This window comes from Streptomyces sp. SudanB52_2052, assembly GCF_964272415.1.
Taxonomy (GTDB): Bacteria; Actinomycetota; Actinomycetes; order Streptomycetales; family Streptomycetaceae; genus Streptomyces; species Streptomyces olindensis.
The window spans coordinates 3,072,258-3,098,598 of sequence record NZ_OZ186796.1 but is presented as its reverse complement, the minus strand read 5'-3'; the positions used below and the strand labels follow the sequence as shown (position 1 = coordinate 3,098,598).

Genomic DNA, 26,341 nt, shown 5'->3' with positions numbered 1-26,341 from the left:
AGCCCACCGCACGGAACTGGCAGGGAATCGTGAGGATCTTCGGCAAGGGACGGCACCGGCCCTCCGCCTCCTGGCGGCAGGCCACAGACCGGGCGTTCACGCTCATCGGCGACGGCCGGTACGAGGACGCGGGCGCACTGCTGACACGTGCCGCCGACCTGGAGCCCTGGCTGTCCGAGTCCTGGTTCAACCTGGCCCTGCTGCATAAGTTCCGGCACGACTGGGAGCAGGCGCGGGCGGCGGGCCTGCGGGCCGTGGCACTGCTCGACCGGGACACCGGCGCGCCCGACTGGTGGAACGTCGGCATCGCCGCCACCGCCCTCCAGGACTGGCCGCTGGCCCGGCGCGCCTGGCAGGCCTACGGGCTGCGGGTGCCGGGCGCGGCCAACGACTCCGGCGAGCCCGTCGGCATGGACCTCGGCAGCGCGGCCGTGCGGCTGTCCCCGGAGGGGGAGGCCGAGGTCGTGTGGGGACGGCGGCTGGATCCCGCGCGGATCGAGGTGCTGTCCATCCCGCTGCCGTCGTCGGGGCGGCGCTGGGGCGAGGTCGTGCTGCACGACGGGGTGCCGCACGGGGAGCGGACCACGGCCGCCGGGCACACGTACCCGGTCTTCGACGAGATCGAGCTGTGGGCGCCGTCGCCCGTGCCGACCTGGGTGGTCCTGCTGGAGGCGGCGACCGAGTCGGACCGGGACGCGCTGGAGCAGCTCGCCGCGGACGCCGGGTTCGCCGCGGAGGACTGGTCGTCCTCGGTGCGGTTGCTGTGCCGGATGTGCTCGGAGTCCCGGATGCCGTCCGACGAGGGCGACGGGGAGCACCTCGACCCGCATGATCACAGTGAGCCGGGGCATCCCGGGCCGCTGGGGCATCGGACGGACGGGCAGCTGTGGGTGCCGGAGCGGGAGTGCGGGCTGGCTGCGCCGGCTTCGCTGGTTCGGGGGTTGCTGGACGGGTGGGTCGCCGACAGTCCGGATTCTCGGGATTGGCGGGATCTGGAAGAGGTCTGTTAGCGCCGTCGTCGGGTGCGGCTGCGTTGTGGTTGCTCGCGCAGTTCCCCGCGCCCCCGAAAACGGCGTCCGACACCCGCGTACCCTGTATCAGCATCTCAGCCCGGTTAGGTTCAGGAAGGCGTACGTAACGTCATGGCTCAGCACGACACCGATCAGCAGCGCGCGGGCGTGCTCCCCGTCGATGACGAGGGGTACGTGATCGACACGGAGGACTGCGAGGAGCGCGAGGCGGCCTGGCGGGAGAAGGGGACCTCGCGGCCGATCACGGTGGTCGGGAATCCCGTGCTGCACAAGGAGTGCAAGGACGTCACCGACTTCGGCGAGGAGCTCCAGCAGCTCGTCGCGGACATGTTCGCCAGCCAGCGCACCGCCGAGGGCGTGGGGCTCGCCGCCAACCAGATCGGCGTCGACGCGAAGGTCTTCGTCTACGACTGCCCGGACGACGAGGGCGTCCGGCACACCGGCGTCGTCTGCAACCCCAGGCTCGTCGAACTGCCCGCCGAGAAGCGTCGGCTCGACGACAGCAACGAGGGCTGCCTGTCGGTGCCGACCGCGTACGCGCCGCTCGCCCGGCCCGACTACGCCGAGGTGACCGGGCAGGACGAGAAGGGCAACCCGATCAAGGTGCGCGGCACCGGATACTTCGCACGGTGTTTGCAGCACGAGACCGACCACCTGTACGGATACCTGTACATCGACCGGCTCTCCAAGCGCGAGCGCAAGGACGCGCTGCGGCAGATGGCCGAGAACGAGCCCCGCTACCCCGTGGTCGCGAACGACTGAGACCCCAGCCTCACCAGGCGCACGGCGTCTGTTCGGGATTCCCACCCTGAACAGGCGCCGTTCGTCTGTGCCGTTCGCCTGTCCGTCGCACGTTGGATCGCTTCTGCTCTCCTGGTGATCCCGCCGCAGTCACACAACGGGAGGATCCCGGCACTGTGGGGTAGCGAATGAAGCAAATGCGTTCCCAGAACGGTCAGTTGTAGTGCTGAATGGGATGAGCGGGGTATGCAACGGCGCACGCCCGGCACGAAGGGAGGGGCGCCCGCGCCAACTGGCGGCTGAGAGGGGTTAGTTCGTGCATGCTTTGTCACACGGCACCACATCGGCACCGACCACGATCGCAGTACCACCGTCGCTCCATCTCCCGGTGATCGAGGCGGCGTTTCCCCGGCAACTCCACCCGTATTGGCCGAAGTGCCAGGAGAAGACCCGGGTCTGGCTCCTGGAAAAACGGCTCATGCCCGCGGACAAGGTGGAGGAATATGCCGACGGCCTGTGCTACACCGACCTCATGGCGGGGTACTACATCGGCGCCTCCGACGAGGTGATGCAGGCGATCGCCGACTACAGCGCCTGGTTCTTCGTCTGGGACGACCGCCACGACCGGGACATCGTGCACGGCCGTCCGGTCGCCTGGCGGCGGCTGCGGGACCGGCTGCACACGGCCCTCGGCTCCCCCGGGGAGCACCTGCACCACGAGGATCCACTGGTCGCGGGGTTCGCGGACAGCGTGCTGCGGCTGTACGCCTTCCTGCCGGAGACGTGGAACCTCCGGTTCGCCCGGCACTTCCACGCGGTGATCGAGGCGTACGACCGCGAGTTCCACAACCGCACCCATGGAATCGTGCCGACGGTCGACGAATACCTCCGGTTGCGTCGGCTCACTTTCGCGCACTGGATCTGGACGGATCTGCTGGAGCCGACCGCCGGGTGCGAACTCCCGGACGCGGTGCGGAAACACCCGGCATACCGCAGGGCGGCGCTGCTGAGTCAGGAATTCGCCGCCTGGTACAACGACCTCTGCTCGCTCCCCAAGGAATTAGCGGGTGACGAGGTGCACAATCTGGGAATCAGTCTCATCACCCATGAGGGACTGACCCTGGAACAGGCGGTCGTGGAAGTCAGGCGACGTGTCGAGGAATGCATCACTGATTTCCTCGACAGTGAGCGTGAGGCATTGCGGTTCGCCGACGACCTCGCCGACGGCACTGTGCGCGGAAAGGAACTGAGCACCGCCGTGCGGGCCTGTCTGAGCAATATGCGGAACTGGTTCAGCTCGGTCTACTGGTTCCACCACGAGTCCGGCCGGTACATGGTCGACAGCTGGGACGACCGGTCCACGCCCCCGTACGTCAACAACGAAGCGGCAGGTGAGAAATGACCGTCGAGTCCGTGCAGCCTGAAGCACCTCTGGTTCCGGAACTGCGCGAGCCGCCCCGGGCGGGCGGCGGGATCCCCGTCCTCGGCCACGGCTGGAAGCTGGTGCGCGACCCGCTGGCGTTCATGTCCCGGCTGCGCGACCACGGCGAGGTGGTCCGCCTGAAGCTCGGGCCGAAGACGGTCCACGCCGTCACCACCCCGGCGCTGACCGGCGCCCTGGCGCTGAGCAACGACTTCATCATCGCCGGGCCGCTGTGGGAGTCCCTGGAGGGCCTGCTCGGCAAGGAGGGCGTGGCCACGGCGAACGGCCCGCGGCACCGGCGCCAGCGGCGCACCATCCAGCCCGCCTTCCGGCTCGACGCCATCCCCGCCTACGGGCCGATCATGGAGGAGGAGGCGCACGCGCTGACCGAGCGCTGGCAGCCCGGCCGGACGATCGACTGCACCTCCGAGTCGTTCCGGGTGGCCGTGCGCATCGCGGCCCGCTGCCTACTGCGCGGCGACTACATGGACGAGCGGGCGGAGCGGCTGTGCGTCGCGCTCGCCACGGTCTTCCGCGGCATGTACCGGCGGATGGTGATCCCGCTCGGACCGCTGTACCGGCTGCCGCTCTCGGCCAACCGCGAATTCAACCGGGCCTTGGCCGATTTGCATCTCCTGGTCGACGAGATCATCGCCGAGCGCCGCGCATCCGGTCAAAAGCCGGACGATTTGCTGACGGCATTGCTGGAGGCGAAGGACGAGAATGGCGACCCCATCGGGGAACAGGAGATCCACGATCAGGTCGTCGCGATCCTCACCCCCGGCAGCGAAACCGTGGCCTCCACGATCATGTGGCTGCTGCATATGCTGGCGGAACACCCTGAACAAGCCGACCGGGTGCGTGACGAAGTCGAAGCCGTCACCGGTGGGCGGCCGGTGGCATTTGCAGACGTCCGAGGACTCAGGCACACCAACAATGTCGTCGTCGAGTCCATGCGCTTGAGCCCCGCCGTCTGGATTCTGACGCGCCGGGCGGTACGGGACACGGAACTCGGCGGTTACCGCATTCCGGCGGGGGCGGACATCATCTACAGCCCGTACGCGATCCAGCGCGATCCGAAGTCGTACGACCGGCACCTGGAGTTCGACCCGGACCGCTGGCTTCCGGAGCGGGTCAAGGAGATCCCGAAACACGCCATGAGCCCGTTCAGCACCGGCAACCGCAAGTGCCCGAGCGACCACTTCTCGATGGCCCAGCTGACGCTGATCACGGCGGCCCTGGCCACGAAGTACCGCTTCGAGCAGGTGGCGGGTTCGAACGACGGCACGCGCGTCGGCATCACGCTCCGGCCGCACGAGCTGCTGCTGCGGCCGGTGCCGAGGTGACCGCCCGGTGATCGTCAGGCCGCTTCGGGGCCCCTGAACGTCCGCCGGTAGGCGTTCGGTGTCGTGCCCACGGCCCGCACGAAGTGGTGGCGCAGCGCGGCCGCGTTGCCGAACCCCGTTCGACCGGCGATCGCGTCCATTGTCTCGTCCGTCGCCTCCAGCAACCGCTGGGCCAGCAGCACGCGCTGCCGCAGGACCCAGCGGTACGGAGTCGTCCCGGTCTCCTGCTGGAAGCGGCGGGCGAAGGTGCGCGGCGACATGTGGGCCCGGGCGGCCAGCTGCTCGACCGTGACCTCCTCGTCGAGGTGCCGCTCCAGCCACGCGAGCAGCTCGCCGATGGTGTCCGCCTCGGGGTGCGGCAGTGGACGCTCGATGTACTGGGCCTGGCCGCCGTCGCGGTGCGGGGGCACCACCATCCGCCGGGCGATCTTGTTGGCGACCTCGGAGCCCTGCTCCTTGCGCACCAGGTGGAGACAGGCGTCGATGCCGGCGGCCGTGCCGGCGGAGGTGATCACCGGGTCCTCGTCGACGTAGAGCACGTCCGGCTCGACGACCACGCGTGGGTAGCGGCGGGCGAGGTCCTCCGCGTGCTTCCAGTGCACGGCGCAGCGCCGCCCGTCCAGCAGCCCGGCCGCGGCCAGCACGTAGGCGCCGGAGCAGACGCTGAGCACCCGGGCCCCGCGGTCGACGCCGCGCCGCAGGGCGTCCAGCAGGTCCGGCGGGAAGTCCCGGGTCGCGTAGCTGTGCCCGGCCGGCACGGCGATCAGATCGGCCGTCTCCAGCCGCTCCAGGCCGTGCTCGACCTGGAGCGAGACGCCCGAGTTCATGCGCAGGGACGTGCCTTCGGCCGAGGCGACGGCGAAGTCGTACACCGGCAGTCCGTCGTCGCTGCGGTCGGTGCCGAAGACCTCGCACACCACGCCGAGTTCGAAGGGGTTCACGCCGTCGAGGAGGGCGACGGCCACGTTCTGCAGCATGACCCCAGTGTGCCTCGCCGTTGGCAGTAATTCGAGGGTCTACGGCAGTGCTGCCACTGACGGTAAGGACCATTCGGCGCGACAGTGGTGTCCATGGACACGAACCAGGTACAGACACTCATCGCCATGATCTTCGTACTCGGGACGCTGGTCCTCCTGGTCCTCCCGTCCGTGCTCGGCATCGTGCGCGACCGGCGCATCGACCGTCGGATCCGGGAGGCCCAGGAGGCCCGGGAGAGCGAGTCGGCTCAGAAGTCCTCGTCCAGGTCGACGGTGCCCTCCACCGCCACCTGGTACGCGGAGGGCCGCCGCTCGAAGAAGTTGGTCAGCTCCTGAACCCCCTGGAGCTCCATGAAGGAGAAGGGGTTCTCGGAGCCGTACACCGGGGCGAAGCCCAGGCGGGTCAGCCGCTGGTCGGCGACGCACTCCAGGTACTGCCGCATCGACTCGGTGTTCATGCCCGGGAGGCCGTCACCGCACAGGTCGCGCGCGAACTGCAGCTCGGCCTCGACGGCCTCGCGGAGCATGTCCGTCACCTCCTGCTGGAGCCGGTCGTCGAAGAGCTCCGGCTCCTCCTTGCGGACGGTGTCGACGACGTCGAACGCGAACGACATGTGCATGGTCTCGTCGCGGAACACCCAGTTGGTGCCGGTGGCGAGGCCGTGCAGCAGGCCCCGGCTGCGGAACCAGTACACGTAGGCGAAGGCGCCGTAGAAGAACAGGCCCTCGATGCACGCGGCGAAGCAGATCAGGTTGAGCAGGAAGCGACGCCGGTCGGCCTGGGACTCCAGCCGGTCGAGCTGCTCCACCGAGTCCATCCACGTGAAGCAGAACTCGGCCTTCTCGCGGATGGACGGGATGTTCTCCACGGCGGCGAAGGCGGCCGCGCGGTCCTCCGGATCGGGGAGGTAGGTGTCGAGCAGCGTCAGATAGAACTGGACGTGCACGGCCTCCTCGAAGAGCTGGCGCGACAGGTACAGGCGCGCCTCCGGGGAGTTGATGTGCTTGTACAGCGTCAGCACCAGGTTGTTCGCGACGATCGAGTCGCCCGTCGCGAAGAACGCCACCAGCCGGCCGATGAGGTGCTGCTCCGCCGGTGACAGCTTGGCGAGGTCGGCGACGTCCGAGTGGAGGTCGACCTCCTCCACGGTCCAGGTGTTCTTGATGGCGTCCCGGTAGCGCTCGTAGAAGTCCGGGTAGCGCATGGGGCGCAGGGTGAGCTCGAAGCCGGGGTCGAGCAGGTTCTGGGTGGTCATCACTGGCAGGCCTCGCAGGACTCGGGGTTTTCCAGGGAGCAGGCGACCGCTTCGGGGTCCGGGGTGGCCTGCACGGGGACGGTGGCCTGGGCGGCGCGGGCGATGCGGGTCGCCGGGCGCGAGCGCAGGTAGTACGTGGTCTTCAGCCCGGACTTCCAGGCGTAGGCGTACATCGAGGAGAGCTTTCCGATGGTCGGCGTCTCCAGGAAGAGGTTCAGGGACTGGGACTGGTCCAGGAACGGGGTCCTGGCCGCCGCCATGTCGATCAGTCCGCGCTGCGGGATCTCCCACGCCGTGCGGTAGAGCGCGCGGACGTCCTCGGGGATCCAGGCGAAGCCCTGCACCGAGCCGTTGGCCTCGCGCAGCGCCTCACGGGTGCGGGCGTCCCACACGCCGAGCCGCTTGAGCTCGTCCACCAGGTACGAGTTGACCTGGAGGAACTCGCCGGACAGCGTCTCGCGCTTGAACAGGTTGGACACCTGCGGCTCGATGCACTCGTACACGCCCGCGATGGAGGCGATGGTGGCCGTCGGGGCGATGGCGAGGAGCAGGGAGTTGCGCATGCCGGTCGTGGCGATCCGCTCGCGCAGCGCCGCCCAGCGCTCCGGCCAGGCCGGCTCCACGTCGTAGTGGTCGGGGTGCAGCACGCCCCGGGCCGCACGGGTCTTCTCCCAGGCCGGCAGGGGGCCGTTGCGCTCGGCGAGGTCGGCGGAGGCCTCGTAGGCGGCGAGCATGATGCGCTCGGCGATCCGCGTGGACAGGTCCTTCGCCTCGGGCGAGTCGAAGGGCAGTCGCAGCTGGAAGAAGACGTCCTGGAGGCCCATCGCGCCGAGTCCGACCGGACGCCAGCGGGCGTTGGAGCGGCCCGCCTGCTCGGTGGGGTAGAAGTTGATGTCGACGACCCGGTCGAGGAACGTCACGGCCGTGCGGACGGTCTCGTCCAGCCGCTCCCAGTCGATGTCCCCGCCGGTCACGAACGCGCCGAGGTTGACCGACCCCAGGTTGCAGACCGCCGTCTCGCCGTCGCTGGTGACCTCCAGGATCTCCGTGCAGAGGTTGGAGGAGTGGACGACGTGGCCCGGCTCGGCCGTCTGGTTGGCGGTGCGGTTGGCGGCGTCCTTGAAGGTCATCCAGCCGTTGCCGGTCTGCGCGAGGGTGCGCATCATGCGGCCGTACAGCTCGCGCGCGGGCAGCGTCTTCTTCGCCAGGCCCTTGGCCTCGGCGGCCCGGTAGGCGGTGTCGAACTCCTCGCCCCACAGGTCGACCAGCTCGGGCACGTCCGCGGGGGAGAACAGCGACCACGGGGCGTCGGCGTTCACACGGCGCATGAACTCGTCCGGCACCCAGTGCGCGAGGTTCAGGTTGTGCGTGCGGCGGGCGTCCTCGCCGGTGTTGTCGCGCAGCTCCAGGAACTCCTCGATGTCGGAGTGCCAGGTCTCCAGGTAAACGGCGGCGGCGCCCTTGCGGCGGCCGCCCTGGTTCACGGCGGCGACCGAGGCGTCCAGGGTCTTCAGGAACGGGACGATGCCGTTGGAGTGGCCGTTCGTGCCGCGGATCAGCGAACCCCGGGCGCGGATGCGGGAGTAGGCGATGCCGATGCCCCCGGCGTGCTTCGACAGGCGGGCGACCTGGTGGTAGCGGTCGTAGATGGAGTCCAGCTCGTCCTTGGGGGAGTCGAGGAGGTAGCAGGACGACATCTGGGGGTGCCGGGTGCCGGAGTTGAAGAGGGTGGGGGAGGAGGGGAGGTAGTCGAGGCGGCTCATCAGCCGGTAGAGCGCCGCGACTTCGTCCACGGCCCGTGCGGTGTCGTCCTCGGCGAGGCCGCTCGCCACGCGCAGCATGAAGTGCTGGGGCGTCTCGATCACCTTGCGGGTGATCGGGTGCCGGAGCAGGTAGCGGCTGTGCAGCGTGCGCAGGCCGAAGTAGCCGAAGCGGTCGTCGGCGGCGGTGTCGATCAGGGCGTCGAGCCGGGCCGCGTGCAGCCGGACGAACTCGGCGGTGCGGTCGGCGATGAGGCCCTCGCGGTGGCCGACCGCGACGGACCCGGTGAAGGACGTGACGCCCTGGGAAGCGGCCTCCTCGCGGATGCCGATGGTCAGCAGCCGGGCGGCCAGCCGGGAGTAGGCGGGGTCCTCGGAGATGAGGCCGGCGGCCGCTTCCGTCGCCAGCTCGCGCAACTCCGCCGCGTCCGCCCGCGCGGACCGGCCGCGCAGCGCGGCGGCGGCGACCCGGCCGGGGTCGGCGTCGGGGAGGTCGGCGGTCAGCTCGGTCAGGGTCCGCAACAGCGCGGCACCGGGAGCGTCGTGCGCTTCTTCGGCGGCTGAGACCGGATCGGCTGGCGCGATGGTCACGTGGGGCTCTCCCTCGCTCGGCAGGGGGCCTCGCCGAGGGCAGGGGGCGGCACACGAGCGCACGCGGCGTCGCGTCCACCGGCCCATTCCACGAGGCCCGGACGTCAGGCACACCGGCCGGATGGCCGGGCGCGCTGTCGGCAGGTCCTCGGACTGACGCCCATACCCGTGGAAACAGGCATGGGTACACCGTTGCGGGACAGTTCCGGATTCGCACCGGATTCCCCTGCGGCGACAGCGAGCATGAGCATACATCTTGTGCCGGGTGAGGATCACGCCCCTATATGTTGTGTCGTGGATGACTTCAGAGCGTCAACTCGTAGGTGAGCAGCGTGATGTCGTCCAGGTGCGGGACCGGGTTCCAGTCCCGCTCCGGGGTGCGGACGAAGCCCAGACGTTCGTAGATGCGGTGGGCGGAGCGCATGGTGCGCTGGGTGGACAGCACGATCCGGACGCAGCCCTCCGTGGCCCGTGCCCGGTCGACGCACGAGCGGACCAGGGCCTCGCCGACGCCCCGGCCGCGGGCCGCGCGGGAGACGGCGAGCATCCGGATCTCGGCCTCGCCCGGGCGGGCTATGTCGGCCATGGGGCCGCCGGAGGGTACGAACGTGACGCCGCCGAGCAGTTCGTCGCCCCGGAGCGCGACCAGGACCTCGGCGGCGGCCGCGCGCTTGGCCACGTCCTTCAGCTCGCCGAGGTACTCGTCGTTCTCGCCGAAGTCGAGCAGGCCGTCCTGGAGGTAGGCGTGGGCCGTGATGTCGCCGAGGGGTCCGTACTCGCGGGGTTCCGCCGGCCGGATGACGATGTCCATGGGCCGAGTGTGCCGGAGCGGAGTGACCGCGGACCCCGGGTTTTCCGCGGCCGGCGGCCGGGTTGCGGGGGAGCCGGGAGTGATTCCATGGAAGTAGGCGTCGGCGCCCGTGGTCCTCCGTCCGAGAACGGCTCTCGGAAGGGGAGTTCACCATGACCAGGGTCGTCCGTCACACCCCGGGCAAGGAGCGGCCGCGGAACGCTCCGATGGCGACGCTGGAGCTGAGACGGGCCTGGAGCCGGGTCAGACACGTCCACATCGGCTACTGGCACAGCCTGACGATCCGTGTGAAGGCCCGCCGCGGCACCCCGCGCCCCAAGAAGTGGCGCCGATGGGTCTCGTACGCCAACGCGACCAGGATGGTGTGGGCGATCGCCGTGCTCGCGGTCCTCGCCTGGTGCGGGGAGGCCCTGTACTCCCTGATCGCGGACGAGCCGACGGGCTTCGCCGACCTGAACAAGACCACGGGATTGGAAACCGTCGTCCGCTTCGTCGGCCCGGTGCTCACCGCCTCGGTCGCCGCCGCCCTCTTCCTGTTCTGCTGGTACAGCTGGATGAAGCGCCGCTACCTCGCGAAGGCGCGCAGACACCCCCGGAGACTGGTGCTCACCGCCGGGTCGGAGATCGCCGAGATCATCGGCTGTGAGGAAGGTCGCCCAGCCGCGCGGCCCCAGGGTCCTGCGGAGGAAGACACCCCACTGGGTCGGCATGCGGGTGGGCGAACTGGACCGTTTCTGGGATGCGATGGCGAGACGTACCCGGGACTAGGGGGTGTCCGCACAGGGCAGCGGGCCGCCGTGAGTGGTGATCATGGCGGCCCGCTGTGGGGTGGCTGCGGTTGTTCCCGGAGTCAGTGAGCGGACCCGGCGGTCGCCGGCGGGAGTTCCACCTGCACCCCGGGGTCGCCCGCGTCCGCCGTGTAGTCCTCCGGCCTGGTCTCGTCGACGCCGTCGGGGGCCTTCACGGCCCTGAGGACGAAGGTCAGGACGACCGTCACCACCACGTTCAGGACGAACGCCGTGAGGCCGATGTAGCCGATCTCACCGATGCCGGGGATCTCCTTGGAGGAGCCACCGAAGTGCTTCTGGGTCGGCGAGGCGACGCCGTACGCGGCGACCGTGCCGTAGAGCATGCCGACCGCCCAGCCCGCGAGCAGTGCCCAGCGGTGGAACCAGCGGGTGAACAGGCCGCCGATCAGGGCCGGGAAGGTCTGCAGGATCCAGATGCCGCCCAGCAGCTGGAAGTTGATGGCGACCGTCTTGTCCATGGTGAGGACGAAGGCCAGCGCGCCCACCTTCACCAGCAGGGACACCAGCTTGGAGACCTTGGTCTCCTGCTCCGGCGTCGCGTCCGGCTTGATGAAGTCCTTGTAGATGTTGCGCGTGAAGAGGTTCGCGGCCGCGATGGACATGATGGCCGCAGGCACCAGCGCGCCGATGCCGATCGCCGCGAACGCCACGCCCGCGAACCAGTCCGGGAACATCGTCTCGAACAGCTGCGGGATCGCCAGCTGACCGTTCTGCACCTTGATCCCGGCCGCGATCGCCATGAAACCGAGCAGCGCGAGCAGGCCCAGCATCAGCGAGTACAGCGGCAGGATCGTGGTGTTGCGGCGGATCACCTCACGGCTCTTCGAGGACAGCGTCGCCGTGATGGAGTGCGGGTACATGAAGAGGGCCAGTGCGGAGCCCAACGCCAGGGTGGCGTAGGTCCACTGGCCCGCCTCCGGGGGCACCAGCGCACCGCGCGGCGCGCCCGTCGCCGGGTTGGTCTGGCCGTACGCCTCGCTCGCCTTGGCGAAGATGTCGTCGAAGCCGCCCAGCTTGATCGGGATGTAGATGATCGCCACCGCGATGACGATGTAGATCAGCGTGTCCTTCACGAACGCGATGAGCGCGGGCGCCCGCAGACCCGACGAGTACGTGTAGGCCGCCAGTACACCGAACGCGATCAGCAGCGGCAGGTCCTTGATGAACCAGTTGGTGTTCTCGCCGCCGCCGACGCCCATCACGTCCAGCACGGCCTGGATGCCGACCAGCTGGAGCGCGATGTACGGCATGGTCGCGAGGATGCCGGTCAGCGCCACCGCCAGGGACAGGCCCTTGGAGCCGAAGCGCCCGCGCACGAAGTCGGAGGTCGTCACGTAGCCGTGCTTGTGGGACACCGACCACAGGCGCGGGAGGAACGTGAAGATCAGCGGGTACACCAGGATCGTGTAGGGCACCGCGAAGAAGCCGGCCGCGCCCGCCGCGTAGATCGCCGCGGGGACGGCGACGAAGGTGTAGGCGGTGTACAGGTCGCCACCGAGCAGGAACCAGGTGATCCAGGTGCCGAACGAGCGGCCGCCGAGGCCCCACTCGTCGAGGCTGTGCTCGTTCTCGGCCTTGCGCCAGCGCGCGGCCAGGAAGCCCATGACCGTGACGAGCAGGAAGAAGAAGATGAAGACGGCGAGTGCGACGCCGTTCACGCCGTCCTTCACCGCGCACCTTCCTTACGGGCGCGCTGGTCACGCTGCCACAGCTTGTAGGCGATCATCGTCAGCACGGTGGAGATCAGCACCCACGCCATCTGGTACCAGTAGAAGAACGGGATGCCGATGAAGGCGGGGTCGGTCTTGGCGTACGAGCCGACCCACAGCATGGCCACGAAAGGCGCTATGAGGCAGAGGGCGATGACGACGCGCATCGGCGTCACCACCGGCTCTCTGCTGGCTTCTGGGGCTTGCGACATCAGGCGGCTCCGTCCCCTCAGTGATCACCTGTGCAATGCGCAGGCAATCTAGGTCAGGGTGTGGCGAGAACGGAACCCCTCGTCCGTAATGCGGTACTCAAAAGAAATCAGCTTCCGACAGGAGTCCTCAGCAGCAGCGGAACCCCTGCCGGGGATCCTTCTCCTGACGTTCCGTGCGCATCCGTTCGAAGGCACGGCGGGACGGCACCTCCGCGTCCGGATGCTGCCGCCGGACGTGCGCGACATAGCGGTCGTAGGCGGACTCGCCGGTCAACTCCCGCAGGTACCAGCGCACACCCCTATACGCGCGTCTCAGCGCCGACCGCATTCCGGGCCTCCTCCTTCTCCTGCTTCGTGGGGAACAACCCGGCCGGGGCGACGATCCCCGACTCGACGTAGGGCGCCTCCCTCAGCGAGGACAGGGCCGGGCGGCGGACGTGCCGGACGCACACCCGGGCCGCGTCCACGACGACGACCACGACCAGCAGGGCGAGGACAGCCGAGAGGACGCCGTCCACCGTGGAGTTGGTGACGACGGTGTGCATGTCGTCCATGGTCTTGGCGGGCGGCAGCACCTCGCCCCGGTCGATCGCGTCCCGGAACACCTGCCGCTGCTTGAAGAAGCCGACCTTGGGGTCGCTGGAGAACACCTTCTGCCAGCTCGCCGTCAGCGTCACCGCCGCGTCCCAGGCGAGCGGGATCCCGGTGATCCAGGCCCACTTCAGCCGGCCGCTCTTCACCAGCAGCGTGGTGCACACCGCCAGGGCGACCGCCGCCAGCAGCTGGTTGGAGATGCCGAAGATCGGGAAGAGCTGGTTGATGCCGCCGAGGGGCTCGTGGACGCCGACCCAGAGGAAGTAGCCCCACAGCCCGCACACCAGCGCGCTCGTGATCACCAGGCCCGGCTTCCAACTGACGTTCCGGAACGGCCGGTAGACGTTGCCCAGCATGTCCTGGAGCATGAACCGGCCCACGCGGGTGCCGGCGTCCAGCGCGGTCAGGATGAACAGCGCCTCGAACATGATGGCGAAGTGGTACCAGAACGCCTTCAGGCCACCGCCCGTGACCTGCGAGAAGATCTCCGAGACGCCGACGGCCAGGGTGGGCGCGCCGCCGGTGCGGGACAGCAGGCTCGCCTCCTCGACGCTCTTCGCGGCCTGGGCGAGGTCCTGCGGCGAGATCTGGTAGCCCCAACCGCTCACGACCTGCGAGGCGTTCTCCACCGTCGTGCCGATCACCCCGGCCGGCGCGTTCATCGCGAAGTACAGGCCCGGGTCGATGATGCTCGCCGCGATCAGCGCCATCACCGCGACCGACGACTCCATCAGCATGGAGCCGTAGCCGATCATCCGGACCTGCGTCTCCTTCTGGATCATCTTCGGGGTGGTGCCGGACGAGATCAGCGCGTGGAAGCCGGACAGCGCGCCGCAGGCGATGGTGATGAAGGCGAACGGGAAGAGCGAGCCCGCGAAAACCGGCCCGTCGCCGCGCGAGGCGAAGTCCGTCACCGCGTCCATCCTCAGCGTCGGCAGCGCGATCAGCACACCGAGCGCCAGCAGCACGATCGTGCCGATCTTCATGAAGGTCGACAGGTAGTCGCGCGGCGCCAGCAGCATCCACACCGGCAGGATCGATGCGATGAACCCGTAGGCCACCAGCCAGACGACCAGCGTCGAGGGCGCCAGCGTGAACGCCCCGGCCCAGGACGACTCGGCCACCCAGCGGCCCGCGACCAGCGCGAGCAGCAGCAGCGCCACGCCGATCAGCGACACCTCGACGACCCGGCCGGGCCGGAGCACCCGCAGGTAGAAGCCCATCAGCAGGGCGATCGGGATCGTCATGCCGATGGAGAAGGTGCCCCAGGGCGACTCCGCGAGGGCGTTGACGATGACCAGGGCCAGCACACCGAGCAGGATGATCATGATGGCGAACGCGGCGAGGAGGGCCGCCGCCCCGCCGAACGGGCCGATCTCGTCCCGGGCCATCTGCCCCAGCGACCTGCCGTCGCGCCGCGTGGAGAAGAACAGCACCACCATGTCCTGGACCGCGCCGGCGAAGATCACGCCGGCGATGATCCAGATCGTGCCGGGCAGGTATCCCATCTGGGCGGCCAGCACCGGGCCGACCAGCGGGCCGGCGCCCGCGATGGCCGCGAAGTGGTGGCCGAGCAGGACCCGCCGGTCGGTGGGGTGGAAGTCGATGCCGTTGTTCAGCCGCTCCGCCGGGGTGGCCCGGGTCCGGTCCACCTTGAGCACCCGGTACGCGATGAACTTCGCGTAGAAGCGGTAGGCGATCGCGTACGACCCGAGAGCGGCCGCGACCATCCAGGCGGCCGAGACCTCCTCGCCCCGGGACAGGGCCAGCACAGTCCAGCCGGCCGCGCCCACCAGCGCGACGAGGGTCCATACGGCGATGGTGCGGGGACTGGCGGTACGCACTGGGGGAGCCCTCCCGTCCATGCGGCGACGGGAGGAACGTAGAGCAGGAACAGGCGTTGCGCTACACCGCGTGCACTACTCCTGGGGCCGCTTCAGCCGTGCCACGCTGCATTGTCCCGGGGGATGATCCCCGGACCCCCAGCCGATCCCGGGCTTACCCCGGTTTCATTCCTGGGGCCGCTTCAGCCGCGCCACGCTGCGTTGTCCCGGGGGATGATCCCCGGACCCCCAGCCGATCCCGGGCTCACCCCGGTCTCATTCCTGGGGCCGCTTCAGCCGCGCCACGAACTTGTACCGGTCCCCGCGGTACACCGAGCGCACCCACTCCACCGGCCGGCCCTCCCGGTCCAGCGAGTGCCGGGACAGCATCAGCATCGGCAGGCCCACGTCCGTGCCGAGCAGGCCGGCCTCGCGCGGGGTGGCCAGCGAGGTCTCGATGGTCTCCTCGGCCTCCGCGAGATGGACGTCGTAGACCTCGGCCAGCGCCGTGTACAGGGACGTGTACTTCACCAGCGACCGGCGCAGGGCCGGGAAGCGCTTGGCGGACAGGTGGGTGGTCTCGATGGCCATCGGCTCGCCGTTGGCCATGCGCAGCCGCTCGATGCGCAGCACGCGTCCGCCCGGATTGATGTCGAGCAGGCCGGCGAGGCGGTCGTCGGCCGTGATGTAGCCGATGTCCAGCAGCTGCGAGGTGGGTTCGAGGCCCTGGGCGCGCATGTCCTCGGTGTACGAGGTCAGTTGCAGGGCCTGCGAGACCTTCGGCTTGGCGACGAAGGTGCCCTTGCCCTGGATGCGTTCCAGCCGGCCCTCGACGACCAGTTCCTGCAGTGCCTGGCGCACGGTCGTGCGCGAGGTGTCGAACTCCGCCGCCAGCGTGCGCTCGGGCGGGACCGGAGTACCGGGCGTCTGGGTCTCCGTCATGTCGAGCAGGTGCTTCTTCAGGCGGTAGTACTTGGGCACGCGTGCGGTACGGACGGGCGCCCCGTTCTCGTTCTCCGCACTGCTGACGTCGGTGCTCATGCTCCGCCTTCCCGGCTCGGTCCGCCGACTCGATCCCACTTGTATACCGTCGGCGCCTCTTTTGGTCTAGTCCACCAATTCCTGTGGTCTACCCGCAGTATGCCGTGCCCGGCCGGGTTTTCGCTGGCTTCTTACTTAAAGGTTCTTGCATATGTAGGTCGCATAACGGCTGGTCAGCGCCGTCTCGGAGCCCTTGACAGGCTTTCTGGTCTGGTCCAAGCTCCCCCTACTGGTCTACACCATTGGTCCAGGCCCGGCCCCACGTTCACTGCGGGGAGCCAGGGGGGTTGTGTGGGCATCCCTGAGGAGGGTGGCGTGAAGCGCAAGCTGACAGCCGCGATCGGTATCGCGGGCATGATGGTCTCCATCGCGGCGTGCGGGGGCGAGGGGGACGGAGGTTCGGACAAGGGCGGCGCGGACGCCAAGGAGCTGACCGTCTGGCTCACCGTCGACGCCCAGAACAACTGGCCGGAGCTGGTGAAGGCCGCCGACGCCGCGGTGCAGAAGAAGCACCCCGGCCTGAAGATCAACCACGAGTACTACGGCTGGCCCGACAAGAACGCCAAGCTCGACGCCGTCCTCGCCACGGACAAGGCCCCCGACGTGGTCGAGATGGGCAACACCGAGATGCTCGGCTACATGGTCAAGGGCGCCTTCGCGCCCCTCGACCCGGCCAAGTTCGACAACTCGGACGCCTGGCTGGACGGCCTCAAGGCCTCCGTGACCTACGAGGACAAGACCTACGGCGTCCCGTACTACGCCGGCGGCCGCGTCGCCAACTGGCGCAAGGACGTGGCGGCCTCGGTCGGCGTGAAGACGCCCCCGAAGACGTACCAGGAGCTGACCGACGCCCTGGACAGGATCCAGCAGAAGCAGGGCGACAAGTTCAACGCCTGGTACCAGCCCACCCGCGACTGGTACGCGGCCATGTCCTTCGTCTACGACGCCGGCGGCGCCATCGCCACCGAGTCGGGCGGCCAGTGGAAGGCCTCGCTCTCCTCGCCCGAGTCCGTCAAGGGCCTCAAGGAGTTCAAGAACGTCGTCGAGAAGTACATGCACGGCGACAAGACCAAGGACGAGTCCGACCGCTACATCGTCTACGGCCAGGGCAAGTCCGCCATGATCTTCGCCGCCGCCTGGGAGGGCGCGACCGCCGAGGACCCGAAGAACGACAAGACCGGCAAGCTCAAGGGCAACCTCGAGAACTTCGTGATGCCCGGCCCCTCCGGCAAGAGCATGCCCGTCTTCCTCGGCGGCTCCGACCTCGCCGTGCCGGTGAAGTCCGACGCGCAGGACCTGGCCGCCGAGTGGATCAACGCGTTCGCCGGCTCCTCCGGGCAGAAGGGCCTGATGGCCAAGGGCAACCTGCCCAACAACAAGACCGACCTCGCGACGCTGAAGAACGACCCCAAGACGGCCGTCCCCGCCATCGCGGCCGAGTCCAACTGGTTCGTCCCGATGGCCCCCGGCTGGGGCCAGGTCGAGAAGGCGCAGATCCTGCAGACCATGCTGCAGAACATCGGCACCGGCAAGAAGTCCGTCGAGGCCGCCGCCAAGGAGGCGGACGCCGCGATCGACAAGGTCATCAACACCAAGTGACCTACGGGCGGGGCTCCCTCACACGGAGCCCCGCCGTCGTCAAGACCTGAGGGACCGCCAAGGAGCGCGCGATGAGTGCCGCAGACACCCACATTCCCGCCAAGGTGCCGCCACCGCGGCAGGCACCCCCGCCGCCCCCCGAGGACCGGCGGCCCCGCGGGCGGCACACCTCGGGCGGTGCCGCCGTCCCCTGGCTGCTGCTCGCGCCCTGCCTGCTGATCCTGGCCCTGGTCATGGGCTATCCGCTGGCCCGGCTGGTCACCCTGTCCTTCCAGAAGTTCGGGCAGTCCCAGCTGTGGGGCTTCCAGCCGGCCGAGTCGGTCGGCTTCGACAACTTCGCCAAGGTGCTGGGCGACGGCGAGTTCTGGACCGTCGTCCTGCGCACGGTCGTCTTCGCGACCGGCGCCGTCGTCTTCACGATGGTGATCGGCATGGCGCTCGCCCTGCTGCTCCAGAGGGTCTCCGGCTGGCTGAAGGTCCTCATCAACATCGTGCTGGTGGCCAGTTGGGGCATGCCGGTGATCGTGGCGACCACGGTCTTCAAGTGGCTCTTCGACTCGGACTACGGCGTCTTCAACGCCCTGCTGAGCAAGCTGCCCGGCGTCGACATGATCGGCCACAACTGGTTCGCCAGCGGGCCCGAGGGCCTCGCCGTGATCATGCTGCTGGTGGTGTGGGGAGCCGTGCCGTTCGTGGTCATCACACTCAGCGCGGGTCTCACCCAGGTCCCGAAGGAACTGGAGGAGGCGGCCCGCCTGGACGGCGCCGGCTCCTGGGGCGTCTTCCGCTACGTCACCCTGCCCGTCCTCAAGCCGATCATCGTGATGCTCACGACCCTGTCGGTCATCTGGGACATGGGCGTCTTCCCCCAGGTGTTCGTCATGCGGGGCGGCCACCCCGAGCCGGAGTTCCAGGTCCTCAACACCTACTCCTACGACCGCGCCTTCGTGGTCAACGACTACGCCCAGGGCTCGGCCATCGCGCTGATCACCGTCCTGCTGCTGCTCGGCGTGGTCGCCGTCTACATGCGGCAGATGCTGAAGATCGGAGAGGTCGAATGAGCAGCACCCTGACCGGCCGCCGGGCGCCGAAGCTGTGGTGGAACGTCCTCGGGCTCCTCGTCTTCGTCACCGCCGGCTTCCCGCTCTACTGGATGCTCAACACGGCGTTCAAGCCCGCCAAGGACGCCATCGACCCCGACCCGAGCCTGCTGCCGACCGGCCTGACGTTCGACAACTTCGGCCGGGCGCTGGACATCGCCGACTTCTGGGGCCCGGTGGGCCGCAGCCTGGTGGTGTCGCTGGCGGTGGTCGTCATCGGCATGGTCGTCGGGCTGCTGGCCGCGCTCGCCATCTCCCGGTTCGCCTTCCGCGGCCGCAAGATCGTGATCGTCGGCATCCTCGCGGTCCAGATGGTGCCGCTGGTCGCCATGATCATCCCGGTGTTCCTGCTCCTGAACGACCTCGGCCAGTACGACCGGCTCACCGGCCTCATCATCACGTACCTGACCTTCATCCTGCCGTTCACGGTCTGGACCCTGCGGGGCTTCATCGTCAACATCCCGAAGGAACTGGAGGAGGCGGCCATGGTCGACGGCTGCTCCCGCACCGGCGCCTTCCTCCGGGTCGTCTTCCCGCTCCTGGCCCCCGGCATGGTCGCCACCTCGGTCTACGGCTTCATCCAGGCCTGGAACGAGTACCTGTACGCCCTGATGCTCCTCAGCCAGAAGAACCAGACCGCGACCGTCTGGCTCGGCAACTTCACCACCAAGCACGGCACCGAATACGCCCCGATGATGGCCGGAGCCACGATGATGGCCGTGCCGATCGTCGCCCTGTTCCTCCTCGTCCAGCGCAAGATGGCCGCGGGCCTGACCGCGGGCGCCGTGAAGGGATGACCCCACCCGATGACGACACTCGCCAGCGGCACCGACACACTCACCCGCGACGCCCTGACGGTCCTCCAGCCCGGCTTCACCGGCACCACCGCCCCCGACTGGCTGCTGCGCCGCCTCGGTGAGGGCCTCGCCTCCGTCGGACTGTTCGGCCGCAACATCGCCTCCCCGGGCCAACTGGCCGCGCTCACCGCCCAGCTGCGGGCCGAGCGCGACGACGTCCTCGTCGCGATCGACGAGGAGGGCGGGGACGTGACCCGCCTGGAGGTGCGGTCCGGCTCCTCCTTCCCGGGCAACCACGCCCTCGGCGCGGTCGACGACGTCGAGCTCACGCGGGAGGTCGCCCACGAACTGGGCCGGCGTCTCGCGGCCTGCGGCGTGAACCTCAACTGGGCCCCGTCCGCCGACGTGAACTCCAACCCGTCCAACCCCGTCATCGGCGTCCGCTCCTTCGGCGCCGACACCGGCCTGGCCGCCCGGCACACCGCCGCCTACGTCACGGGCCTGCAGTCCGCCGGGGTCGCCGCCTGCACCAAGCACTTCCCGGGCCACGGCGACACGGCCGTCGACTCCCACCACGCCCTGCCGCGCATCGACGTCCCCGCGGAGGTGCTCGCCGACCGCGAACTCGCCCCGTTCCGCGCCGCCATCGCCGCCGGCACCCGGGCCGTGATGAGCGCCCACATCCTGGTCCCGGCCCTGGACCCCGACCGCCCCGCCACGCTCTCCCGCCGCATCCTCACCGGCCTGCTGCGCGGCGAACTCGGCTACGACGGCCTCATCGTCACCGACGGCATGGAGATGCGGGCCATCGCCGGCACCTACGGCATCGAACGCGGCAGCGTCCTCGCCATCGCCGCGGGCGCCGACGCCATCTGCGTCGGCGGCGGCCTGGCCGACGACGCGACCGTGCTGCGCCTGCGGGACGCCCTGGTCGCGGCGGTCCGCGCGGGCGAACTCCCCGAGGAACGCCTCGCCGACGCGGCCGACCGCGTGCGGGCCCTGGCCGCCTGGGCCGGCTCGGCGGGCCGCTCACCCGGGGATGCGCCCGGCGGCGAGATCGGCCTGGAGGCCGCCCGCCGCGCCCTCACGGTGACCCCCGCCCCGGGCCTCGGCAGCCCGGGGGCCTTCACCCCCCTCACCGAACCGCCCTACGTCGCCGCCCTCACCCCCGTCGCCAACATCGCGGTCGGCGACGAGACCCCGTGGGGCATCGCCGCGGAACTCGTCCACCTGCTGCCGGGCACGGTGACGGGGAGCTTCTCCGCCGGGGACGCAGGCAACGCAGGGAACGCAGGGAACGCCGGAGACGCCGGGGACGACGGAAACGCCGGGGACGCCGGAGGCGCCGCGGGCGGGAAGAAGAGCGAGGCCGGGGAGAGTGCCGGCCGGGCCGCCCTCCAGGCGGCCGGTCCGCGCCGCATCGTGGCCGTCGTCCGCGACGAACACCGCCACCCCTGGATGGCCGCCGCCCTCGACACCCTGCTGGCCGCCCGCCCCGACACCATCGTCGTCGAGATGGGCGTCCCCCAGGCGGCCCCGCGCGGCGCCCTGCACATCGCCACCCACGGCGCGGCCCGCGTCTGCGCCCGGGCGGCGGCCGAGGTCATCGCCGGGATCTCGGGACGGTAGGACCGACCGCAATCAGGAACGCGGGTTGTAGAGCTGCACCCAGATGTAGTACTTCTTATACATGAGCGAGCAGGTGCACAACAGGTTGGCCATGGTGCGTGCCGAACGGAAGGTGTCGCGCCAGAGCCTGGCCGAGGCAGTGGGAGTCCACTACCAGACCATCGGCTACATCGAGCGGGGGCAGTACAACCCGAGCCTCGACCTGGCGCTGAAGATCTCGAAGTTCTTCGGGCTGCCGGTCGAGGCCCTGTTCTCCCTCGAACCGTTCCGGCCGCTCACGGACGAGGTCTACGGGAGGAACCAGCCATGACGACGACGCGCCTGACCCGCTACGATCGGAGCATGCTGCGGCTGATGAACGACCGCCGCGGGGCGGCCTGGTACGCCACGGCGGCCCGCCGCCGGCTGACCGTCGCCGCGCACGTCACGCTCACCGTGGCTCTCGGCGGGCTGATGACCCACCTCTTCCTCGCGGAGGGGGAGCCGCTGTGGACCATCGCGGCGATGGGGGCGCTGCTGCTCCCCTGGATGGTCGCGACGGGCGTGATCAACATCGCCACCCGAGGCCTGCTGGAACTGCGCGAACGGGTGCTGGACGAGCGGCAGTCGGCGGAGCGCAGCCGCGTCCTGGCCCTGGCCCACCGCGCCACGACCCTGCTCCTGGCCGCGGCGGTGCTCGGCCTGCTGGCGGCGGGCATGGCGGCCGGTCACGCCCCGAAGGCCTACGCCGGACCCGTGCTCATCGCCGTCCTGGTGGTCCACTGGCTGATGCCGCTGTGGGTGGCGGGCCTGCGCGCCCAGGACGAGCCGACCGAGGACGACCTCGTGCAGGCCTGAGTTCCCGTTCCCTAGATGCCCTGCCACTCCGGCTTGTTGGCGTAGGTGTGCCGGAAGTAGTCCGCGAGCTTCAGCTTCGACGCGGCCGCCTCGTCGGCGACGACGGTCGCGTGCGGGTGGAGCTGGAGCGCGGACGCGGGGCACACCGCGGCGACCGGGCCTTCCACCGTCGCCGCGACGGCGTCCGCCTTGCCCTCGCCGGTGGCGAGCAGCACCAGGTGGCGGGCCTCCAGGATGGTGCCGATGCCCTGCGTGATCACGTGGTGCGGCACCTGGTCGATGTCGCCGTCGAAGAACCGGGCGTTGTCGATCCGGGTCTGCTCGGTCAGCGTCTTGATCCGCGTCCGGGACGCCAGCGACGAGCACGGCTCGTTGAACCCTATGTGCCCGTCGGTCCCGATCCCGAGCAGCTGGAGGTCCACGCCCCCGGCGTCCGCGAGGGCCTTGTCGTAGGCATCGCACGCCCCCTGCACGTCCTCGGCCGTGCCGTCCGGGCCCGTGAACCGGTCCATCCCGATCCCGAGCGGCTCCAGCACCTCACGCCGCAGCACCGAGCGGTAGGACTCCGGATGGTCGGCGGGCAGCCCCACGTACTCGTCGAGCTGGGCGATCCGCGCCCGCGCGATGTCCACGGCACCGGAGCGCACCTTCGCCGCCAGCGCCTCGTACACGGGCAGCGGCGTCGAGCCGGTGGCCACGCCGAGCAGGGCGTCGGGCTTGCGCCGGAGCAGCTGGGCCATGGCCTCGGCGATGAGCTCGCCGCCCGCATTGGCGTCCGGAACGATGACAACTTCCACGCTGGGCCTGCCGATCTGAGAGGAGTGCTCGACTGGGACGGGACCCGGGAGGGGCCGTGTGGTTTAGACCAATCTAACAGAGCGGTGGCCGCCCTCCCAGGGTGGCGGCCACCCTTCCCGGGCAGGCGGCGGCACTGTGCCGACCAGGTCTCCGGCAGGTGAACACCACTTTCCGGACCTGGGCGTTCCACGGCCCGGGGGAGTGGAATGGGACCTGCACGACCCGCACCAGCCCGCGCCCGGAAGGACCCCCGCCATGACCGCCGCCGCCACCCCGGATCCCCTCAGCGACCTCCCCGGCCGGATCATGGCCGGCGAGATGGCGGAACAGCCCGCCGTCCTGCGCCGGATCCTGGCCGAGGGCGCCCCCGCGATCACGGACGTGGCCCGGCGGATCGCCGCCCGCGCGCCCCGCTTCGTCCTGCTGACCGCCCGCGGCACCTCCGACAACGCCGCCCTGTACGCCAAGTACCTCCTGGAGATCCGGCTCGGCCTGCCCTGCGGACTCACCTCGATGTCCACCACCACGGCCTACGGCGCCCGGCCCGACCTCACCGACGTCCTCGTCATCACCGTCAGCCAGTCCGGCGGCTCCCCGGACCTGGTCGCCTCGACCCGGGCCGCCCGCGAGGCCGGCGCGATCACGCTGGCCGTCACCAACAACCCCGGCTCACCGCTCGCGGACGTCTCCGAGTACCACATCGACATCATGGCCGGACCGGAGAAGGCCCTCCCCGCGACCAAGACCTACACCGCCTCCCTCCTCGCGCTCTACCTGTTCGTCGAGGGACTGCGCGGCGGCGACGGCGCGCCCGCGCAGGTGCTGCCGGAGCTCGCCGGGCAGCTGCTCGCCCGGCAGGACGAGGTGCGCACCCTCGCCGCCCGCTACCGCTTCGCCGAGCGCATGGTGATCACCTCGCGCGGCTACGGCTACCCCACGGCCAAGGAAGCCGCCCTGAAGCTGATGGAGACCAGCTACATCCCGGCCCTCTCCTACTCCGGCGCCGACCTGCTGCACGGACCGCTCGCCATGGTCGACAACGTCTCCCCGGTCATCGCCGTGGTCACCGACGGCAAGGGCGGCGAAGCGCTCCAGCCCGTGCTGGACCGGCTGCGCGGCCGCGGCGCCGACCTCGTCGTCATCGGCCCCGAGAGCCAGGTCGAGCAGGCGTCGGCCGGTTTCGTGCTGCCGACGCGGGGCGTGGCCGAGGAGGTCCAGCCCGTTCTGGAGATCATTCCGCTCCAGCTCCTGGCCTACGAGGTCACCATCGCCCGCGGCCAGGACCCGGACGCCCCCCGCGCCCTGGCGAAGGTGACGGAGACCCACTGAGAACACGCGCGCCGGCGACGGTCGCGGAAATTCACCTGCCCATCCGGCCCCGCACAGGAACCCACACGGGTTAGGCTGCGTGGTGGACGCCCGCGCGTCCGACGCGTCGCGGAATTAACAACAACGAACAGCCTCCAACGCATGGACACCCCCGAGTGGTCTAGTCCACAATGCGTGATGAGAGCGCGTGTGCAGCGCGCACCAGCCTCCGTCTTCCCCGCACAGGAGGACGGACCGAGGAACCGAGGCTCTCTGCCCTGACTGCCCCGGCTCCTCATCCTTCGGCCGACCGGGACCGCACACCCCACGGCCGATATTGCTCCGGGCTGCGGTGCCGAGAGGGTTGAGGGTCCCTCTCAGGCGCCGCGGCCCGCGGGTGTTTCCGGGCCCCTGTTTCCGGGCCTCCGCTGTCTCCTGGCTCCTGGTGTTTCAGGGCCGTACAAATGCCCGGGTACGCTCGCCACGTGCCCTCCATGAACGAACTCGTACGCCAGCACACCGCCCTCGACGACACCGACCTCGAGTGGCTGCACCTGCTGGTCTCGGAGTGGCAGCTGCTCTCCGACCTCTCCTTCGCCGACCTGGTCCTGTGGGTCCCCACCAGCGACGGCACCCGGTACGTCTCGGTCGCCCAGATGCGGCCCAACACCGGCCCGACCTCGTACCAGGACGACATGGTGGGTCACCTCGTCCCGCGCGGCCGACGCCCCATGCTGGACGCCGCCCTCGACGAGGGCCGCATCGTGCGCGAGGGCGACCCCGAGTGGCGTGAGGAGGTCCCCGTCCGGGTCGAGTCGATCCCCGTACGGCGCGAGGGCCGCGTCCTCGGGGTCATCGCGCGCAACACCAACCTCCTCACCGTGCGCACCCCGAGCCGCCTGGAACTCACCTATCTGCAGAGCGCCTCCGACCTCGCGCAGATGATCGCGGCGGGCTCCTTCCCGTTCGCGAACCAGCAGCTCGACATGGACGCCTCGCCCCGTGTCGGCGACGGCCTGATCAGGCTCGACGCCGACGGCCTCGTCCAGTACGCCTCCCCGAACGCCCTGTCCGCCTACCACCGCCTCGGCCTCGCCTCCGACCTCGTCGGCCAGCACCTGGGCCGGACCACCGCCGAACTCGCCCCGACCCGGGGCCCGGTGGACGAGGCGCTCGCCAAGGTCGCCAGCGGCTGGGCGCCGCGCGAGTTCGAGATCGAGGCCAACGACGGGGTCATCCAGTTCCGGGCGATCCCGCTGAAGCCCAAGGGCACGCGCATCGGTTCGCTGGTGCTGCTGCGGGACGTCACAGAACTGCGTCGCCGCGAGCGCGAGTTGATCACCAAGGACGCGACGATCCGGGAGATCCACCACCGGGTCAAGAACAACCTCCAGACGGTGGCGGCCCTGCTCCGTCTCCAGGCCCGGCGCATCGAGTCCGACCGCGGCCGCGAGGCCCTCGAAGAGGCGGTGCGACGCGTCGGATCGATTGCGATCGTGCACGAGACGCTCTCCCAGAACCTGGACGAGCGGGTGGAGTTCGACGACATCGCCGACCGCGTCCTGGCGATGGTCGCGGAGATCTCCCCGGGCAAGGTCACGGGCCGGCGCACCGGCCGCTTCGGCATCCTCGACGCCGAGGTCGCCACCCCGCTGTCGATGGTGCTGACCGAGGTGCTGCAGAACGCGCTGGAGCACGGCTTCCGCGAGGGCGACACCGGCACGGTCGAGGTGTCGGCGGTCCGCGGCGGCACCACGAAGGAGGCCCGGCTGCTGGTCACCGTCCAGGACGACGGCGTCGGCCTGCCGGAAGGCTTCGATCCGCATACCGCCGGCAACCTCGGGCTGCAGATCGTACGGACCCTGGTGGAGGGCGAGTTGGGCGGCACCTTCGACATGGTCCCGGCCCCGGAGCGCGGCACCCGGGTGATCCTCGACATCCCGGTGCGTTCGCAGAAGTAGCGGATCCCCGGCCCGGCGAGCAGCCCGTCGCCCGAGCAGCCCGTCAAGGGAAGGGCAGCGCAAACAGCATTGAGCCCCGGACCACTGGGTGGCCCGGGGCTTAAAGCTCGCTGCTGCTATGTAAGCGCATCGGGGGAACTGCGCGCTGCGGCTCGGGGGCGGGAGATGCGTACGCGGTGTACGCGCCG

General features: G+C 70.0%; 24 protein-coding genes and 1 riboswitch. Of the genes, 14 read left to right on the top strand and 10 right to left on the bottom strand.

All coding sequences use genetic code 11. From position 1 onward, the window contains the following. The first annotated feature begins 29 nt into the window (after nucleotides 1-29). From ACSUPV_RS13475 to ACSUPV_RS13460, 4 genes are all read left to right on the top strand, one after another. Complete coding sequence (locus tag ACSUPV_RS13475) at nucleotides 30-1,010, top strand: tetratricopeptide repeat protein (protein ID WP_010047594.1); 981 nt, start codon at nucleotides 30-32, stop codon at nucleotides 1,008-1,010. A gap of 132 nt (nucleotides 1,011-1,142) precedes the next feature. Continuing rightward, nucleotides 1,143-1,793, top strand: coding sequence for a peptide deformylase (gene def, locus ACSUPV_RS13470; protein ID WP_359786673.1), 651 nt, complete (start codon nucleotides 1,143-1,145; stop codon nucleotides 1,791-1,793). A gap of 295 nt (nucleotides 1,794-2,088) precedes the next feature. Then, on the top strand, nucleotides 2,089-3,174 hold the full coding sequence (gene cyc1 / locus ACSUPV_RS13465) for an epi-isozizaene synthase (RefSeq protein ID WP_359786676.1): 1,086 nt from the start codon (nucleotides 2,089-2,091) through the stop codon (nucleotides 3,172-3,174). Beyond that, complete coding sequence (locus ACSUPV_RS13460) at nucleotides 3,171-4,541, top strand: bifunctional albaflavenone monooxygenase/terpene synthase (RefSeq protein WP_436947551.1); 1,371 nt, start codon at nucleotides 3,171-3,173, stop codon at nucleotides 4,539-4,541. The genes cyc1 and ACSUPV_RS13460 overlap by 4 nt, the downstream gene beginning before the upstream one ends. Before the next feature lie 14 nt (nucleotides 4,542-4,555). Here the strand turns inward: ACSUPV_RS13460 and ACSUPV_RS13455 are convergent, their stop codons facing one another. Further along, nucleotides 4,556-5,518, bottom strand: a complete 963-nt coding sequence (locus tag ACSUPV_RS13455) for a GlxA family transcriptional regulator (RefSeq protein ID WP_031114399.1) — start codon at nucleotides 5,516-5,518, stop codon at nucleotides 4,556-4,558. A 93-nt stretch (nucleotides 5,519-5,611) separates the two neighbouring features. Between ACSUPV_RS13455 and ACSUPV_RS13450 the strand changes: the two genes are divergently transcribed. Continuing rightward, nucleotides 5,612-5,854: a hypothetical protein gene (locus ACSUPV_RS13450; RefSeq protein ID WP_037766127.1), complete on the top strand. Its 243-nt coding sequence runs from the start codon at nucleotides 5,612-5,614 to the stop codon at nucleotides 5,852-5,854. On the opposite strand, the gene ACSUPV_RS13445 is transcribed toward ACSUPV_RS13450, so the two are convergent. The 3 genes from ACSUPV_RS13445 to ACSUPV_RS13435 form a co-directional block, all read right to left on the bottom strand. After that, nucleotides 5,767-6,774, bottom strand: a complete 1,008-nt coding sequence (locus ACSUPV_RS13445; protein ID WP_031114402.1) for a ribonucleotide-diphosphate reductase subunit beta — start codon at nucleotides 6,772-6,774, stop codon at nucleotides 5,767-5,769. The two genes, ACSUPV_RS13450 and ACSUPV_RS13445, sit on opposite strands and share 88 nt — an antisense overlap. Further along, a complete protein-coding gene (locus tag ACSUPV_RS13440) occupies nucleotides 6,774-9,125 on the bottom strand; it encodes a ribonucleoside-diphosphate reductase subunit alpha (protein WP_037766128.1) in 2,352 nt (783 codons plus the stop codon). The genes ACSUPV_RS13445 and ACSUPV_RS13440 overlap by 1 nt, the downstream gene beginning before the upstream one ends. A gap of 122 nt (nucleotides 9,126-9,247) precedes the next feature. Next, a riboswitch (cobalamin riboswitch) is annotated at nucleotides 9,248-9,376 on the bottom strand. 53 nt (nucleotides 9,377-9,429) lie between these two features. After that, the gene (locus ACSUPV_RS13435) at nucleotides 9,430-9,936 is read right to left on the bottom strand and encodes a GNAT family N-acetyltransferase (protein WP_436947550.1); all 507 of its coding nucleotides are present in this window, start codon (nucleotides 9,934-9,936) and stop codon (nucleotides 9,430-9,432) included. Between the two features lie 152 nt (nucleotides 9,937-10,088). Here ACSUPV_RS13435 and ACSUPV_RS13430 point away from each other — a divergent pair, with 152 nt between their 5' ends. Then, nucleotides 10,089-10,793 (top strand): hypothetical protein, encoded by a 705-nt coding sequence (locus ACSUPV_RS13430; RefSeq protein WP_436947549.1) that lies wholly within the window; start codon nucleotides 10,089-10,091, stop codon nucleotides 10,791-10,793. Here ACSUPV_RS13430 and mctP read toward each other — a convergent pair. The 5 genes from mctP to ACSUPV_RS13405 all read right to left on the bottom strand — a co-directional run bounded on the left by mctP (nucleotide 10,787) and on the right by ACSUPV_RS13405 (nucleotide 16,124). Continuing rightward, complete coding sequence (gene mctP / locus ACSUPV_RS13425) at nucleotides 10,787-12,415, bottom strand: monocarboxylate uptake permease MctP (protein WP_436947548.1); 1,629 nt, start codon at nucleotides 12,413-12,415, stop codon at nucleotides 10,787-10,789. The two genes, ACSUPV_RS13430 and mctP, sit on opposite strands and share 7 nt — an antisense overlap. Beyond that, entirely contained in the window at nucleotides 12,412-12,666 is a 255-nt protein-coding gene (locus ACSUPV_RS13420; RefSeq protein ID WP_078650973.1) for a DUF3311 domain-containing protein, read from the bottom strand. Before ACSUPV_RS13420 ends, mctP begins: the two co-directional genes overlap by 4 nt. Before the next feature lie 127 nt (nucleotides 12,667-12,793). Next, nucleotides 12,794-12,994, bottom strand: coding sequence for a YbdD/YjiX family protein (locus ACSUPV_RS13415; RefSeq protein WP_031114410.1), 201 nt, complete (start codon nucleotides 12,992-12,994; stop codon nucleotides 12,794-12,796). Next, the gene (locus ACSUPV_RS13410) at nucleotides 12,966-15,104 is read right to left on the bottom strand and encodes a carbon starvation CstA family protein (protein WP_436947547.1); all 2,139 of its coding nucleotides are present in this window, start codon (nucleotides 15,102-15,104) and stop codon (nucleotides 12,966-12,968) included. The genes ACSUPV_RS13415 and ACSUPV_RS13410 overlap by 29 nt, the downstream gene beginning before the upstream one ends. A 255-nt stretch (nucleotides 15,105-15,359) precedes the next feature. After that, nucleotides 15,360-16,124, bottom strand: coding sequence for a GntR family transcriptional regulator (locus ACSUPV_RS13405; protein WP_031114413.1), 765 nt, complete (start codon nucleotides 16,122-16,124; stop codon nucleotides 15,360-15,362). A 315-nt stretch (nucleotides 16,125-16,439) separates the two neighbouring features. Between ACSUPV_RS13405 and ACSUPV_RS13400 the strand changes: the two genes are divergently transcribed. The 6 genes from ACSUPV_RS13400 to ACSUPV_RS13375 all read left to right on the top strand — a co-directional run bounded on the left by ACSUPV_RS13400 (nucleotide 16,440) and on the right by ACSUPV_RS13375 (nucleotide 22,086). Continuing rightward, on the top strand, nucleotides 16,440-17,723 hold the full coding sequence (locus ACSUPV_RS13400) for an extracellular solute-binding protein (protein ID WP_436947546.1): 1,284 nt from the start codon (nucleotides 16,440-16,442) through the stop codon (nucleotides 17,721-17,723). 71 nt (nucleotides 17,724-17,794) lie between these two features. Continuing rightward, the gene (locus ACSUPV_RS13395; protein ID WP_359786699.1) at nucleotides 17,795-18,784 is read left to right on the top strand and encodes a carbohydrate ABC transporter permease; all 990 of its coding nucleotides are present in this window, start codon (nucleotides 17,795-17,797) and stop codon (nucleotides 18,782-18,784) included. Beyond that, a complete protein-coding gene (locus ACSUPV_RS13390; RefSeq protein ID WP_031114417.1) occupies nucleotides 18,781-19,620 on the top strand; it encodes a carbohydrate ABC transporter permease in 840 nt (279 codons plus the stop codon). The genes ACSUPV_RS13395 and ACSUPV_RS13390 overlap by 4 nt, the downstream gene beginning before the upstream one ends. 9 nt (nucleotides 19,621-19,629) lie before the next feature. Beyond that, a complete protein-coding gene (locus ACSUPV_RS13385; protein WP_436947545.1) occupies nucleotides 19,630-21,249 on the top strand; it encodes a glycoside hydrolase family 3 protein in 1,620 nt (539 codons plus the stop codon). Between the two features lie 61 nt (nucleotides 21,250-21,310). After that, nucleotides 21,311-21,559 (top strand): helix-turn-helix transcriptional regulator, encoded by a 249-nt coding sequence (locus ACSUPV_RS13380; RefSeq protein WP_031114421.1) that lies wholly within the window; start codon nucleotides 21,311-21,313, stop codon nucleotides 21,557-21,559. Next, on the top strand, nucleotides 21,556-22,086 hold the full coding sequence (locus ACSUPV_RS13375) for a hypothetical protein (RefSeq protein ID WP_037766158.1): 531 nt from the start codon (nucleotides 21,556-21,558) through the stop codon (nucleotides 22,084-22,086). The genes ACSUPV_RS13380 and ACSUPV_RS13375 overlap by 4 nt, the downstream gene beginning before the upstream one ends. An 11-nt stretch (nucleotides 22,087-22,097) precedes the next feature. Here the strand turns inward: ACSUPV_RS13375 and nagB are convergent, their stop codons facing one another. Continuing rightward, a complete protein-coding gene (nagB, locus tag ACSUPV_RS13370; RefSeq protein WP_037766161.1) occupies nucleotides 22,098-22,883 on the bottom strand; it encodes a glucosamine-6-phosphate deaminase in 786 nt (261 codons plus the stop codon). Nucleotides 22,884-23,139: 256 nt separating this feature from the next. On the opposite strand from nagB, the gene ACSUPV_RS13365 reads away from it, so the two are divergent. Together ACSUPV_RS13365 and ACSUPV_RS13360 are read left to right on the top strand one after the other, a co-directional pair. Then, nucleotides 23,140-24,213, top strand: coding sequence for an SIS domain-containing protein (locus ACSUPV_RS13365; RefSeq protein ID WP_436947544.1), 1,074 nt, complete (start codon nucleotides 23,140-23,142; stop codon nucleotides 24,211-24,213). A gap of 473 nt (nucleotides 24,214-24,686) precedes the next feature. Then, entirely contained in the window at nucleotides 24,687-26,153 is a 1,467-nt protein-coding gene (locus ACSUPV_RS13360; RefSeq protein WP_031114426.1) for a sensor histidine kinase, read from the top strand. The last annotated feature ends 188 nt before the right edge of the window (nucleotides 26,154-26,341 follow it).

What these genes read in the sequence shown, in the direction of transcription:
- def (WP_359786673.1), top strand. Translation starts at nt 1,143, where the DNA reads ATGGCTCAGCACGACACCGATCAGCAGCGCGCGGGCGTGCTCCCCGTC.
- ACSUPV_RS13460 (WP_436947551.1), top strand. Translation starts at nt 3,171, where the DNA reads ATGACCGTCGAGTCCGTGCAGCCTGAAGCACCTCTGGTTCCGGAACTG.
- ACSUPV_RS13455 (WP_031114399.1), bottom strand. Translation starts at nt 5,518, where the DNA reads ATGCTGCAGAACGTGGCCGTCGCCCTCCTCGACGGCGTGAACCCCTTC.
- ACSUPV_RS13450 (WP_037766127.1), top strand. Translation starts at nt 5,612, where the DNA reads ATGGACACGAACCAGGTACAGACACTCATCGCCATGATCTTCGTACTC.
- ACSUPV_RS13445 (WP_031114402.1), bottom strand. Translation starts at nt 6,774, where the DNA reads ATGACCACCCAGAACCTGCTCGACCCCGGCTTCGAGCTCACCCTGCGC.
- ACSUPV_RS13435 (WP_436947550.1), bottom strand. Translation starts at nt 9,936, where the DNA reads ATGGACATCGTCATCCGGCCGGCGGAACCCCGCGAGTACGGACCCCTC.
- ACSUPV_RS13430 (WP_436947549.1), top strand. Translation starts at nt 10,089, where the DNA reads ATGACCAGGGTCGTCCGTCACACCCCGGGCAAGGAGCGGCCGCGGAAC.
- ACSUPV_RS13420 (WP_078650973.1), bottom strand. Translation starts at nt 12,666, where the DNA reads ATGTCGCAAGCCCCAGAAGCCAGCAGAGAGCCGGTGGTGACGCCGATG.
- ACSUPV_RS13415 (WP_031114410.1), bottom strand. Translation starts at nt 12,994, where the DNA reads ATGCGGTCGGCGCTGAGACGCGCGTATAGGGGTGTGCGCTGGTACCTG.
- ACSUPV_RS13405 (WP_031114413.1), bottom strand. Translation starts at nt 16,124, where the DNA reads ATGAGCACCGACGTCAGCAGTGCGGAGAACGAGAACGGGGCGCCCGTC.
- ACSUPV_RS13395 (WP_359786699.1), top strand. Translation starts at nt 17,795, where the DNA reads ATGAGTGCCGCAGACACCCACATTCCCGCCAAGGTGCCGCCACCGCGG.
- ACSUPV_RS13390 (WP_031114417.1), top strand. Translation starts at nt 18,781, where the DNA reads ATGAGCAGCACCCTGACCGGCCGCCGGGCGCCGAAGCTGTGGTGGAAC.
- ACSUPV_RS13385 (WP_436947545.1), top strand. Translation starts at nt 19,630, where the DNA reads ATGACGACACTCGCCAGCGGCACCGACACACTCACCCGCGACGCCCTG.
- ACSUPV_RS13380 (WP_031114421.1), top strand. Translation starts at nt 21,311, where the DNA reads ATGAGCGAGCAGGTGCACAACAGGTTGGCCATGGTGCGTGCCGAACGG.
- ACSUPV_RS13375 (WP_037766158.1), top strand. Translation starts at nt 21,556, where the DNA reads ATGACGACGACGCGCCTGACCCGCTACGATCGGAGCATGCTGCGGCTG.
- ACSUPV_RS13365 (WP_436947544.1), top strand. Translation starts at nt 23,140, where the DNA reads ATGACCGCCGCCGCCACCCCGGATCCCCTCAGCGACCTCCCCGGCCGG.
- ACSUPV_RS13360 (WP_031114426.1), top strand. Translation starts at nt 24,687, where the DNA reads ATGAACGAACTCGTACGCCAGCACACCGCCCTCGACGACACCGACCTC.